The organism is Bacillus cereus group sp. MYBK14-1, assembly GCF_051916885.1.
Taxonomy (GTDB): Bacteria; Bacillota; Bacilli; order Bacillales; family Bacillaceae_G; genus Bacillus_A; species Bacillus_A cereus.
The window spans coordinates 58,726-70,769 of record NZ_JBQAHM010000015.1 but is presented as its reverse complement, the minus strand read 5'-3'; the positions used below and the strand labels follow the sequence as shown (position 1 = coordinate 70,769).

Genomic DNA, 12,044 nt, shown 5'->3' with positions numbered 1-12,044 from the left:
AATTAGGTTTATTTAGCATGCTTATTTTTAAGGACAAAAACTGTTTTAAGAGTTTTTTAGTTTATTTGAACGAAAGTTCATTTTATTTTTGTTCTTAAGTTGATGGGCATGGGGTGCCGCCAGCATTTCGAAAAAAATCACGCTAAACAAAAAACTATAACAAACTTTCCATATGGGCAACTAAATTATATAAAAAAAGACACTCTAAGGTGCCTTTCTCCGACTCGATAACCACTTTAATTTTACTAATGTGTATTGGACTTTCCATCCTCATCAATGAATAGAAAGTAGAGATGCTTCAATTATGTACCGATCTGGAGCGTCTCCTATATAGTCAAAAGGATAACAAGTTGTTAATGTTAATGTCGGCTCACTTTTTTCTACAATAACTGTTCGATCTTCTGAATCTGTTATCCAATGCTTGTTAATTTCATATGTATATGTTTTATTTTCATATTCCACGATAAGTTGGTCATTTTCCTTTAATTGACCAAGCTCGGTAAAAACAGTATCTCTATGTCCACTTAAAACTGTATGACCATTTCCAGATGGTGTAGTAGTTAAGTCACTAACAAACATACCTACACCCTTTTTTAGTACTTTATCATCAGCTCCCCAATATATAGAGTATTTCTTTTGTATTTTAGGGATAATTAAATATGCTACTTTATCTCCTAACTGATGGTTTACCTTTGAAGCAGGAATTTGTACAGGTTCTTCTTGTAATGAAGTGTCAGTCTTTATCTCTGTCTCTGTTTGATTGATGTTTTGCGTTTCATTTTCTTTAGAAGGTGTGGAGATCTCATATTGTTTAGCCTCGCTAGTTGTTAACGACTCTGCTGATTGTCTAGCACTATACCATTCCAGAAAATAATAGGAAAAGATAGTAAGTCCAATAACAGTTAAACATAAGCCTATCCATTGTTTTTTATTCACTTTTATCACTCCATTTGAAAACGACAGGATTTCTCCTGCCGTTTTAAGGAACTATTTTATGCGTTTGTCTTTTTACGACGGAACATTAATACAGATCCAGCTAATGCTAATCCTAAGCTTGCTAGCATCATTGTAACACCGTTTGATGCTGTATTAGGTAATTTTTCACCTTGTTTTTTTGTTTCTTTTTTCACAACTGTATTAGTATTTTTCTTTGTTTCTTTTGCAGTTGTTTGAGGCTTAGTTTGTTCTTGTTTATTATTTGTTGTTTGGTTGTTTTGTTTTGAATTCTCTTGCTTAGTGTTTTCTTGTTTAACAGGTTCTTGTTTAGTGTTTTCCTGTTTAGTATTTTCTTGTTTAGGTTGTTCTTGAGGTTTAGTAGTTTCTTTATTTTCTGTTGTAGTATTTGTGCTCTTTGGATATTTATAATCTTCACATGGAATGCCGTCTTTATCATTATCTAAACGGTGCGGATCATTTCCAACACCATATCCATTTTGATCCCAGAATGCTTGAGCATCTTGTTGACTTTTAAAATGGCCACAGTTTTTTGTATCATTAGGACTCTTAGCTGCAAATGCAGAAGAACTGTACCCCACTGTTAATAGTGTTACCGCTGTTGCTGAAGCTAATAATTTTTTCATAAATTTCTTTATCCCCCTAAATGGTATGTATTTACATTGAAATATTTTACATTTAAAAAATTAAAAATACAATAATAATTTGTAGATAAATGTAAGATTTCTAGATAATAATACCAAACTATTAATTCATATATTGTCATATTATGTCGAAAGAAAATAAAAAAAGAGCCAAGGCCCTCTTTAATAACTACTAATAACCATAATCACTATTCTCACAGTAATATGAATTTGGTTTATCACAAAAAATATATGTTGTTTGTTGGATAAATAATGGCCTTGATGAGGCGTTAACTGAAGTGGCATTTAACATCCTCAAATAAGAAAGTCCTTGTATCTCCCTGGTGTTAATCTAATTGTTTGTGGAGTTGTGGATTTAAATGTTCTACTAGTCAATGTGACGAACGCAGCAAATACAAAGCTAAAACTAAAACAAATAAGAGTCTTAGTGTGGTTAGTTGTAAAATTTTCGAATAGAGTAATTGTAGAGTTAGGTGGAATTTCAAGACTTGTAAGGTTAGTTTCTAATCCGAAAATTGTAAAGGTCCCTATAAAACTGTTGGTAGAGTTTGAAGAGTTACATAATTATCGTTATTGGAATCAAAATAAACTTACACATCCAAGCTGTTGATGATAGCTACTATTTGATGATCTGTCCATTTGCCATTAATCCTTATATTTTCTTTCGCTATACCTTCTTTTTTAAATCCCACTTTTTCTAATACACGAATAGATGCTAAATTAGCAAGCATCGCTCCTGCTTCAATTCTATGTAGCTCTAATTCCCTAAAAGCAAAATCTACAACAAGTTGAAGAGCCTCTGTTGTATAGCCCTTTGTATTATGCTCCTTATCCAAAGTAAAACCCGTATAACAGCTTTGGAGGTCTCCCCTAACAATTTGAGTTAATGAAATGTCTCCAATCAGTTTATCATTTTCTCTTAAAAAGATTCCAAAAGGGTATACTTGCCCTTCAGCTGTCTTTTTTAGAGCTTGTTCAAGACGTATTTTTTGATGTTCTTCTGTATAAAAAACTTCTGGGAGCAACGGGCAAACTCGTTGAAAAAATTCGCGATTTCTAATATGTAAGTTAGCTAACTCGTTAGCATCAGCAGTTTTATAAAGCCGAATATAAATGTGCTTCCCTACTAGTTTCATAACATCCCTCCAACATTTTTATATGTCTAATGAGGAAAAAGTATACCGTATACTATATACAGTTGGATAATATCAGGAAGCATTTTCCAATAGTTTTTAGCAGAAGCAAGAAGCTCCAACGATGATTAATAAAATGAATAACACAACTAATAAAGCAAAGCCTCCCGAGAAGCCACAACCGCCACAACTACCACCATAACCCATAATAGTTCCTCCTTTAGATAAGAGGGGAAAACTAAGGTTCACTCATGTATTTTAATGGATTCGTTTCATCTTATGTTTTTCCGCATTGATTGAGCAGGTCCTTTCGAAAACTATTCACATATTAACTATATTTTAAAAAATGAATAATTTAACTATATCAATAAATAGATTAATTAATATAATGTATTAATTCTAAAAGAAGGGAGGAATAGCCATGCAAGTAGTTTGTTTTAAAATAGTGAGTGGTCAGTATTTCTTGTTTGTAGAAGGTATTCAAATTCCTGTACCAATTCCAGCAGTTGCTGCAGCTTTATTAATTGGTTTAGGAGTAATTCCACTTTGTTCTTAATGTAAGGAATTCGGATCATTCCTATCTTTCCATTGGAAAAGCCTCAAGTATATGAATACTTGAGGCTTTCTTTATATTAAAGAAAAAACACCCTACAACGCTTGAAGATCTCCTGATTTAACTAATGCAGCCGTTACATCATCACCGAAAGTATTGAAACAGAATACTTGCTCGTCTATCTTATCCATTACTGTAGCTTCACCTATCTTGCCACCTTGAAGTTTAATAAAATAGTTATGTTCTTCTAAAATTTTACTAAAATCTCTATTTGCCCATCTTTCAGTAATTGCTAATAGCTCTTCTTTGTTCTTGAAATTGTTTCCGTTTAGAATGTTTCTTACTTTCTCTGCATTCTTTTTGGACATAGGGGTTGCTCCCTTTCCTTCACACGCTTTTACTTTTTGATGAGTCATGCTATGCATAGCTGAAATAACTTCTTCTTCAGTAGAAGTTACTGTAATGTAAAGTTGTGCATTTGAACCTTTCACTTCTGCTTCATTCGATAGTATGTCTTCTTTATTAACCTCTGCAAAAACATGGTCCTCACTCTTAAGCGGGACTTCAGCAAACTGTAACATTCCATAAGTCATACCAGTTGCAAGTACTACTCCCCCTATAATAGATGCTAGCCAATACTTTAGCTTCTTGTCCATCTTCATTTCCCCTATCTTCGTTTACATACATTAACTAAAGAATACCATATTTAATTCCTTTTTATTGAAGAGTCTCTAATTTCTACTATCTAAAAATATTCTCATCGTCTAATGTAATACGATATAATCATTTTATAATACAAAAAAAACATATTCTCATTCCCTATTTTTTTGGAGGTGATTGTCTTGAATAAAAACATCAATCTACTTCTTCAAATAATAATTGGAATTATAATCATGATTGCACCTATTCTCATAACAGGATCTATATACGATGTCACTAAATCATTTGGTGAACTATTAGTGGCAGAACTTATTATAAGAACACTTTCTCTCATTATTGGACTTTTAGTTATTAGCACAGCTTTGCATCGTTATTCTCAATAATTATTCACGTTCAAAAAATACAATATTTTACATACCAATTCTTATGTATGAAGACAACTAAAACAAGTGTTACAAAAAAATATAAAAAAGACATCTTTTCTAGGGAAAGATGTCTTTTTTATATAAACCTTAATGTTCGTTCTGTAAAACCCTCGCTGCCTTTACTCCTTCTTTCTCTTCTTTTAAGAATAACGATACGATAAATGCAACAATAATAAAGATTAACCCAAGTGCAAATGCACCTTGGAACCCTGACGTTAAACCGTTTAACTTCTCTACTGGATCCAGTGGATTTGCGGAGCTTTCCATATACTTAGTTGTTCCTGAAGACATTTTCGAAATAAAGATAGCTGTACCAATTGCACCAGCTACTTGTTGCAACGTACTAAATAGTGCTGTTCCGTGCGGATATAAATCTGGTGTTAATTGATTTAAACCGTATGTTTGTGCTGTCATGACAAACATGAGTCCAACCATTAATACGCTATGCATAATAATAATTTGTACCATTGATGTATCAGGAGTAATGCCTTTAAATAAGAACATTGCAATTCCTACTAACACAATGCCGGGAACGATAATAACTTTCGGACTAAATTTATCAAATAGTTTACCTGCGATTGGTCCCATTATGGCGCTAATAACACTTCCCGGAAGCATGATAATTCCTGATTTAAAAGCTGTAACGAGTAAAACGGTTTGCAAGAACATCGGTAATAAAGTCATCGTTGAAAATAACGACATCATCACAATGACAATTAATCCAACTGATAATGTAAACATCGGAACTTTAAATGCTCGTAATTCTAAAATTGGATTCTCAATTTTCAATTGTCGAACGGCAAAAATACATAATGAGATAAGCCCAACAATTAAAGTGCCATACACTTTTGCATCGAACCATCCTAAATCACCCGATGCACTAAAGCTATACACAAGCCCGCCAAATCCTAATGTCGATAAAAGGATAGATGGGTAATCTACTTTTGGCCTTGTTAACTCTGAAACATTTTGAATGTACTTCATCCCAATCATAATGGAAATGATCACGATAGGAATAACAATATAGAATAACCAGCGCCAATTTAATGAATCCACAATTACTCCAGATAATGTAGGGCCAATTGCCGGAGCTGCCATCATCACGAGTGCGATTAATCCCATTGTCGCACCACGTTTTTCAGGTGGACAAATGATTAAAATCGTATTCATTAATAACGGTGTAATTAACCCCGTCGCTACAGCTTGGACGATACGGCCAATTAATAAAACGGAAAATGTCGGTGCGAATCCCGCAATTAATGTACCGACTAAAAACGTTACCATAGCGATCAAAAACATTTGTCTCGTTGTGAGCCATTGCTGAAGTAACGCTGTAATTGGAACTAAAACCCCAACTACTAACATGTAAGCTGTAGAAAGCCATTGAATCGTTGAAGCGGTTACGTCAAATTCTTTCATTAATACCGTTAACGCATTACCAAGTAATGTTTCATTTAATAATGCAACCATTGCTCCTAAAAGTAATGCAATTAAAATGGGGGTATGTTTCAAATTAGAAGTATCAACTTTGCCACTTGTAGGGCTCTTAGTTGTCATATTCATTTACAGATTCTCCTCCTGTTTCTTACTTAAAAAACTTTAAATATACCTAAACACATGTAATATAATATACATATGTAGATTAAAAAGGGAGAATCAATTTTCAACCACTGTATATTTAATCTACAAAAAAGGAGAATTGTAGATGAATGATAATGAAAAACAACTTGATTTACGTATTAGACGTACACATAAATTACTGTGGGATTCCTTATTTGAATTAATGACGCAATCAAAACAGAAATATAGTACGATCACGATTAACCAAATATGTGACCGTGCAATGGTACACCGAACAACCTTTTATAAACACTTTGAAGATAAAGATGCTTTATTAACATTTGGATTTAAACGATACAGCAAGATGATTGCTGAAATACCGGTTTCAGATCGATTAAGTAAACCATTTCAAGTAATGGAACAATTCCTACATCATGAAGAACTCGGTAAAATATTAGAAACGCAAATGTCTGATGAACAATTTATTACCCGTACACATTATTTAAGTCACGAAACGAGAAAACAAGAAATAGAAGCATTAAATCAACTTTGCAAAAACCATACGATACCAAATGATTTAATCATTGAGTTTTATTCAGGGGCAATCACCTCATTAAGCACATGGTGGTTTAAAAATAAAAAAAGCGTTTCTGCTGCTGAAATGGATAGGTATCTCCACCAACTTATTAATCGGGATATTTTTCAGTTTGAAGAGGAATAAGACTACACCTTTTCAATTATGCAATAAAGTGAAACTTTAATCAGCCCTCACCAATCGGACTTTTACGGACAGCCCGACCCCCACCTAACTTCTTTGCTTCCACTGAATTTTGAGGTGGGGGGTCTTACTGCCCGTTAAAGCGGGATCAAATTGACCACAAAATAGGAATATGATATATTTTCCGTAGAATACTATATAAGTGTAACAGCGAATAAATTGGCATATAATAAAAGGAAGAGATGCGCTAACATCTCTTCCTTAACTGCTACCGTATAGGGTGGTGGTTATTATACGTTATTATTTTTTACGAAACCCACCCTTTTGCTTCCTACGGCGCGGAGTGGGTTTTTTGTTGTCTTTACCCAGAAGTTGCTTCCGCAAAAAATACGCTGAAACTTCGCGCACAGTCGCTTTTACAAATTCTTTTACAAGGTCAAACAAAAACTCCATATTATCACCCCCTTTCCTTCCAAATGGAAAGAAGGGATAACCACCCACCCTCACAATATGCAGTTGACTTTATTTTATCAAATGATTGTAAAGATATTATGTAAATAAAACAAATGAAATTTCATATGGAAAAATATGAGTTTATATTTTTTTTCATTCTCTTCACTTAGATTTTCTTTTTAGATGCTATCTTCAAATAAGGTAGCATCTAAAAAATGTTAAAAGGAATTTTCTCCCTAGTGTCTTCTTATATTTTATGTAATCTGCGTATTTAACCTTTTCTACGTTCTTTAATTACTTACTGAATATAGTCATACAGATTTTTCGCTAACAATAAACAAGTTACTGTAATGAAAAGAGCACGAACATACCCGCTTCCTTTTTTTATAGCAAACTTGGAGCCAACAACTCCTCCAGCAATTTGAGCAATCCCCATTATAAAACCATATGCATAGTTGACTTGCCCTACATACATAAACATCAACAATGCACCAACATTACTTCCTAAATTAAGAAGCTTCGCATTACCTGCTGCTTTTAAAAAATCATACCCAATAAATAAAAGAGAAAACATTAAAAACGAACCTGTTCCAGGACCTAGAAATCCATCATAAAAACCAATAGCAAAAATAAAAAAGGTAAAAATAATGACGTGTCGACCAGACAATTTCTTATGAGTGGAAATACTACCCCAATCCTTTTTGAATATCGTATAAATAGCGACCGCACCAAGCATAATCAACATCAATGGCTTCAGTACTTCTGGATTCATTAAATGAACGGTCCATGCCCCTATTATGGAACCTATGAAAGTGAGCGGAACTAATTTAAACGCCGATTTCAAATCAAGATTACCAGAACGATAAAACACAATATTACTAGTTGCACTTCCCATTGTCGACGCTAGTTTATTCGTAGCTACTGCACTTGCTGGATTCAGTCCTGTAAATAATAAAGCTGGTAAAGCAATGAGTCCACCACCACCTACAACTGAATCAATAAATGCAGCTACAAATCCAAAAACAATCAAAATCATTAATACAGATGGGTCTAAATAAAAATCCATACTATTAACCTCCCCTTTAGTCACTATTCGAATAGTAACTAATAATTTGCTAAATGTAAACAGTTATTGTAACGTTGAAATATAAAGTGAAACTTTAATCAGTGGGGCCACTGATTATTAGTTGAACCAATCGGGCTTTTACGGGCAGCCCGCCCCCCCACCTAACTTCTTTGCTTCCGCTGAATTTTGAGGTGGGGGTCTTACTGCCCGTTAATGCGGGATAAAAGCAAACATCGGAGGACGAAAAAAGTGGACTACATAGTGCAACAGCTTAAAAAAATTGGTTTCAATGAATATGAAGCTAAATCTTATGTATCTCTTGTTAAACAAGGGCCTGTCACAGCCTACCAAGTGAGTAAAGATTCGGGTGTCCCAAGAGCGCGAATTTATGAGATTTTAGGTAACCTTGTAGAAAAAGGAATTGTCATGAAAGAAGAAATAAATGACACCACTCGCTATTCACCTCTACCTGTTGAAATCTTTTTACAGAAGGCGCAATCAGAATGGCAGTCTACATATGAAGGAATAAGTGATTCATTAAAAAAACTAGAAACTTCCGAAGAAAAAACAGATAATCGAGTGATTACTTTAAAAGACAATCAAACAATCATTAGCTATTGTCAGGCATTAATAAAAAAAGCAGAACGACGTATTGTCATTTCAATGTGGGATGAGATGTATGAAGCGTTAAAAAAAGATCTATCTGAAGTAGCTGATAAAGTTACAATACAAGGTATTACCCTACATGTTGAAAATCCCATTAAAAATCTAGAAGCACATCGCATAACACCTTATACAGAAACCTTGTCTACAGAACATTGGTTTATTGTATCGATAGATTCTAAAGAGATGATTTATGGACCCTCACTTGAAGAGCGTAATATTGCTTTTTATACAGATGACCCCGTTCATATATACCTATTAGAGGATTATGTATGGCATGATGTTTTAGTAAATCGACTTGTCCGACGTAGCCAAGATGACTTGCAGCAATGGATTACTGCAGAGAGAAGATCTTTCTTTATGGGGAAATGAGGAACATATTCAAGAGCAAATCAAAAGATTTGCGTATTAAACCTAACAACTTCTCCGTACAAAAATAGCCGACTATTATATAATAAATATTCGGCTATTTTTGTATAAATTTATACAGACGCTGCCATTACCTCAGCGATTAATGAGATAAACGCTTCTCCCACTCTTTCACCTTTTCAATTGTTACATCTAATTTTTTAGCTATTTCTTCTACACTCATTCCTTTAAAGAGCATTCCAGCTGCCGAAAGTGCTTTATCAATTTCTTCTTGCTTCTCTTGTTCATATAAACGACCTACTTTTGTCATCCGTAACCACTCCTTTACCTTTTTATATGCTTTCTTCTATTTTATCATCCAATCTCCACAAACCGCCCAAACTCCTTCAAAAACCTCAGCTTAAAACTCCCCACAGGCCCATTCCGATGCTTCGCCACATGAATCTCCGTCATCTCTTTCTGCTTCGTTTCCTTATCGTAATAATCCTCGCGATACATAAGCATAATGACATCCGCATCTTGCTCAATTTGTCCGGTCTCTCTTAAATCTGATAAAAGCGGACGCTTATCTTGCCGCGACTCTACAGAACGAGATAACTGTGACAGTGCTACTACACAAACATTTAATTCACGTGCTAATAACTTAAGCTTACGAGAAATCTCACTAATCTCTTGAAATCGATTGCCCTTATGCTTCGGATCGCCCGTAATGAGCTGCAAATAATCTACAATGACTAAAAGCTTTTTATCACCGTGTTTCCGCTTTAACTTACGGGTTTGCATCCAAATATCTTGCACCGTAACACCTGCATTGTCGTAAATCTCAAATGGCAACTCACCAATCTCCGCAAACGCCTTACTTACCTTCTCCCAATCTTCCATCGCAAAACGATGCTTCGGATTTTTCAGCCTACCTCCTGACACTTCACCTATGCAAGAAGCCATCCTTTTTAACAATTGCTTACTACTCATCTCTAACGAAAACAATCCAACCGCCGCTCCAGACTTCGCCGCATGCAGTCCAACATTAAGCGCAAACGCAGTCTTCCCCATAGAAGGACGCGCACCAAGAACGACAAAATCTCCTTCCTGAAGTCCACACGTCATCTTATTTAACGATGTATAACCAGTCTCAATACCAGTAACCTCTTTCACATCTTGATGAAGCTCCTCATACAAATCAACTAACGCATCCTTCAAATCAAACTCACATACAGAGTCTTTTTCCTCTAACTCACAAAGTGCCGTAATCGTCTCACCGATAACTTTCTCACTCTTCTCCGCAATAAGACGCTCTCCCATCTTGTGCCCGAGAACACCGGCCTGATACATTTTCCACGCACCTCGAACAAGCCCCTCATAATAAGAGAAATTGCTAGTAGTAGGCACACCATCCATTAACCCTATAAAATACTCCATTCCCCCGATCCCCTCTAAAAACTTCGGATCTACCCTAGAAATGAACGTCACAAGATCAATCGGTTGCCCCTCGCCTTCCATCTTTCGCATTAACTGAAATATAGACTTATGTACTGGCATAGAAAAATACTGCTCCGTCAAACGGCACTCCTTAATAAGCTCTCCATCAAGTAATAGAGAACCTAACACCGTCTTCTCCGCCTCCACATTTTGAATACTCATGGCCGCCACCCGCGCTCCTCTAAAAAGCGCTGCAACTCTTCCTCAGACGGCGCATTCTGCTCCCACTCCTCACACCTCGCCAAAAACTCCTCCGTCTCCCCCGTACTAACAGACGACTCCTTATTCCTAAACTTAGCTGTATCCGCCTCAACCTCACACACTTTCGTAAATCCTTTCCCGTGCCAGCCTCTCAAAATCCCCTTCACATAAGCAACCGTCCGCTTATTATTCTCAAACGCAATTTGAAGAGCCTTCAGCACAAGCTCCTCTGACAAATCTTCCATCCACGCACTCAGTTCCTCCACAGTATGAGGAGACAAACTACCGAAATGTTGCTCATAAAAAGAAAACACACGACTTCCCGTTTCTTCCTCTACAACCGCTTCTTCCGCTACCTCCTCACAAACTGGCTCAACATCATCCACAGCCAAATCATCAGGCATACCGAAATGTGCTAAAAGCATCGGAACACTCAGCTCTTCCTCAGCGCACTTCTGAAGAAACATATGTACAAACTCCTTATTCTTCACACCCTTCAGCTCACGAAGCACACACTTCTCCACATTCGTATTCGTCACAGGATTATAACGAAGCCAATTCAAAACGAATAGCTCCCGAGTATCCGCATCATAAAGAATCTTTCCATAATCAATAAAACGCTGCACAAGCTTATCAACAGTCTCCCGATTATAACCCGTCTCCATCTCAGCTAACCGCTTGGGAAAAGGAAAAATCCCGCACTGCGTCGTCTTCGAACAAGTCAACAAGTACACATAAAAATACCGCTCCTCCGGCGTCAAATCCAAAACAAAATCATCCTGCCAAAAATTCACCTGCACATTACGATACACCGCCATCCTAATTCCTCCCGTCTCCGTTCAAAAGTAAAAGCCCCTTCATAATATATATGGGAGGGAGTCAGGGTTTTTGGCGTGTTATTTTAAAATTTTTTTGACTACTACTACGGTGTTTGTTGGTGTTTTTGTTTTTGTTATGTTTTTTCTTAGTGATTTATTACTTGGTAGGGGCTTGTAAGGGGCTTCGGAGGGGTTAGTTATCGGTTACTTCGATTAGAAAGACCCATCTCCACATTCTGCTTAAACCAATTAAATGAATCCACAAATCTAATAAAAAACATATTAAATTCCAATAAAAAAGACCATATCAAAAGCATACTCCGATGTCATTTTGATACAGCCCCATCT

Annotated in this window: 15 protein-coding genes; 4 read left to right on the top strand and 11 right to left on the bottom strand. The window is 35.9% G+C overall.

Going from position 1 to position 12,044, the window contains the following annotated elements:
- Nucleotides 1-273 precede the first annotated feature (273 nt).
- From ACTFR3_RS26205 to ACTFR3_RS26190, 4 genes are all read right to left on the bottom strand, one after another.
- Nucleotides 274-936: a class D sortase gene (locus ACTFR3_RS26205; protein ID WP_001036110.1), complete on the bottom strand. Its 663-nt coding sequence runs from the start codon at nt 934-936 to the stop codon at nt 274-276.
- A 56-nt stretch (nt 937-992) separates the two neighbouring features.
- On the bottom strand, nt 993-1,580 hold the full coding sequence (locus tag ACTFR3_RS26200) for an excalibur calcium-binding domain-containing protein (RefSeq protein ID WP_000734536.1): 588 nt from the start codon (nt 1,578-1,580) through the stop codon (nt 993-995).
- Nucleotides 1,581-2,188: 608 nt separating this feature from the next.
- Nucleotides 2,189-2,734, bottom strand: coding sequence for a GNAT family N-acetyltransferase (locus ACTFR3_RS26195; protein WP_000779767.1), 546 nt, complete (start codon nt 2,732-2,734; stop codon nt 2,189-2,191).
- A gap of 96 nt (nt 2,735-2,830) precedes the next feature.
- Nucleotides 2,831-2,938: a YjcZ family sporulation protein gene (locus ACTFR3_RS26190; RefSeq protein WP_000540375.1), complete on the bottom strand. Its 108-nt coding sequence runs from the start codon at nt 2,936-2,938 to the stop codon at nt 2,831-2,833.
- Nucleotides 2,939-3,152: 214 nt separating this feature from the next.
- On the opposite strand from ACTFR3_RS26190, the gene ACTFR3_RS26185 reads away from it, so the two are divergent.
- The gene (locus ACTFR3_RS26185) at nt 3,153-3,287 is read left to right on the top strand and encodes a hypothetical protein (protein ID WP_001198456.1); all 135 of its coding nucleotides are present in this window, start codon (nt 3,153-3,155) and stop codon (nt 3,285-3,287) included.
- 92 nt (nt 3,288-3,379) lie between these two features.
- Here the strand turns inward: ACTFR3_RS26185 and ACTFR3_RS26180 are convergent, their stop codons facing one another.
- The gene (locus tag ACTFR3_RS26180) at nt 3,380-3,940 is read right to left on the bottom strand and encodes a PRK06770 family protein (RefSeq protein WP_440044977.1); all 561 of its coding nucleotides are present in this window, start codon (nt 3,938-3,940) and stop codon (nt 3,380-3,382) included.
- Nucleotides 3,941-4,126: 186 nt separating this feature from the next.
- On the opposite strand from ACTFR3_RS26180, the gene ACTFR3_RS26175 reads away from it, so the two are divergent.
- Nucleotides 4,127-4,327 carry a hypothetical protein gene (locus tag ACTFR3_RS26175; protein WP_001038824.1) on the top strand — a complete coding sequence of 67 codons (201 nt, stop codon included), beginning with the start codon at nt 4,127-4,129 and terminating at the stop codon, nt 4,325-4,327.
- 129 nt (nt 4,328-4,456) lie between these two features.
- Here ACTFR3_RS26175 and ACTFR3_RS26170 read toward each other — a convergent pair whose 3' ends face one another.
- Nucleotides 4,457-5,932, bottom strand: coding sequence for an MDR family MFS transporter (locus ACTFR3_RS26170; protein WP_001057557.1), 1,476 nt, complete (start codon nt 5,930-5,932; stop codon nt 4,457-4,459).
- Nucleotides 5,933-6,074: 142 nt separating this feature from the next.
- Between ACTFR3_RS26170 and ACTFR3_RS26165 the strand changes: the two genes are divergently transcribed.
- Nucleotides 6,075-6,650: a TetR/AcrR family transcriptional regulator gene (locus ACTFR3_RS26165; RefSeq protein WP_440044975.1), complete on the top strand. Its 576-nt coding sequence runs from the start codon at nt 6,075-6,077 to the stop codon at nt 6,648-6,650.
- A gap of 297 nt (nt 6,651-6,947) precedes the next feature.
- On the opposite strand, the gene ACTFR3_RS26160 is transcribed toward ACTFR3_RS26165, so the two are convergent.
- Nucleotides 6,948-7,100, bottom strand: a complete 153-nt coding sequence (locus ACTFR3_RS26160) for a hypothetical protein (protein ID WP_000394757.1) — start codon at nt 7,098-7,100, stop codon at nt 6,948-6,950.
- A 298-nt stretch (nt 7,101-7,398) separates the two neighbouring features.
- Nucleotides 7,399-8,166 (bottom strand): TSUP family transporter, encoded by a 768-nt coding sequence (locus ACTFR3_RS26155; RefSeq protein WP_000348457.1) that lies wholly within the window; start codon nt 8,164-8,166, stop codon nt 7,399-7,401.
- 249 nt (nt 8,167-8,415) lie between these two features.
- On the opposite strand from ACTFR3_RS26155, the gene ACTFR3_RS26150 reads away from it, so the two are divergent.
- Nucleotides 8,416-9,201 (top strand): TrmB family transcriptional regulator, encoded by a 786-nt coding sequence (locus ACTFR3_RS26150; RefSeq protein ID WP_000384592.1) that lies wholly within the window; start codon nt 8,416-8,418, stop codon nt 9,199-9,201.
- Between the two features lie 139 nt (nt 9,202-9,340).
- Here ACTFR3_RS26150 and ACTFR3_RS26145 read toward each other — a convergent pair whose 3' ends face one another.
- From ACTFR3_RS26145 to ACTFR3_RS26135, 3 genes are read right to left on the bottom strand one after another with little or no spacing between them, the layout of a single operon-like run.
- Complete coding sequence (locus ACTFR3_RS26145) at nt 9,341-9,508, bottom strand: hypothetical protein (protein WP_000169783.1); 168 nt, start codon at nt 9,506-9,508, stop codon at nt 9,341-9,343.
- A 44-nt stretch (nt 9,509-9,552) separates the two neighbouring features.
- Entirely contained in the window at nt 9,553-10,839 is a 1,287-nt protein-coding gene (gene dnaB / locus ACTFR3_RS26140) for a replicative DNA helicase (RefSeq protein ID WP_142343314.1), read from the bottom strand.
- Nucleotides 10,836-11,696: a DnaD domain-containing protein gene (locus ACTFR3_RS26135; RefSeq protein WP_000312052.1), complete on the bottom strand. Its 861-nt coding sequence runs from the start codon at nt 11,694-11,696 to the stop codon at nt 10,836-10,838. Before ACTFR3_RS26135 ends, dnaB begins: the two co-directional genes overlap by 4 nt.
- Nucleotides 11,697-12,044 lie beyond the last annotated feature (348 nt).

What these genes read in the sequence shown, in the direction of transcription:
- ACTFR3_RS26155 (WP_000348457.1), bottom strand. Translation starts at nt 8,166, where the DNA reads ATGGATTTTTATTTAGACCCATCTGTATTAATGATTTTGATTGTTTTT.
- ACTFR3_RS26145 (WP_000169783.1), bottom strand. Translation starts at nt 9,508, where the DNA reads ATGACAAAAGTAGGTCGTTTATATGAACAAGAGAAGCAAGAAGAAATT.
- ACTFR3_RS26200 (WP_000734536.1), bottom strand. Translation starts at nt 1,580, where the DNA reads ATGAAAAAATTATTAGCTTCAGCAACAGCGGTAACACTATTAACAGTG.
- ACTFR3_RS26165 (WP_440044975.1), top strand. Translation starts at nt 6,075, where the DNA reads ATGAATGATAATGAAAAACAACTTGATTTACGTATTAGACGTACACAT.
- ACTFR3_RS26190 (WP_000540375.1), bottom strand. Translation starts at nt 2,938, where the DNA reads ATGGGTTATGGTGGTAGTTGTGGCGGTTGTGGCTTCTCGGGAGGCTTT.
- ACTFR3_RS26180 (WP_440044977.1), bottom strand. Translation starts at nt 3,940, where the DNA reads ATGGACAAGAAGCTAAAGTATTGGCTAGCATCTATTATAGGGGGAGTA.
- dnaB (WP_142343314.1), bottom strand. Translation starts at nt 10,839, where the DNA reads ATGAGTATTCAAAATGTGGAGGCGGAGAAGACGGTGTTAGGTTCTCTA.
- ACTFR3_RS26135 (WP_000312052.1), bottom strand. Translation starts at nt 11,696, where the DNA reads ATGGCGGTGTATCGTAATGTGCAGGTGAATTTTTGGCAGGATGATTTT.
- ACTFR3_RS26170 (WP_001057557.1), bottom strand. Translation starts at nt 5,932, where the DNA reads ATGAATATGACAACTAAGAGCCCTACAAGTGGCAAAGTTGATACTTCT.
- ACTFR3_RS26185 (WP_001198456.1), top strand. Translation starts at nt 3,153, where the DNA reads ATGCAAGTAGTTTGTTTTAAAATAGTGAGTGGTCAGTATTTCTTGTTT.
- ACTFR3_RS26195 (WP_000779767.1), bottom strand. Translation starts at nt 2,734, where the DNA reads ATGAAACTAGTAGGGAAGCACATTTATATTCGGCTTTATAAAACTGCT.
- ACTFR3_RS26160 (WP_000394757.1), bottom strand. Translation starts at nt 7,100, where the DNA reads ATGGAGTTTTTGTTTGACCTTGTAAAAGAATTTGTAAAAGCGACTGTG.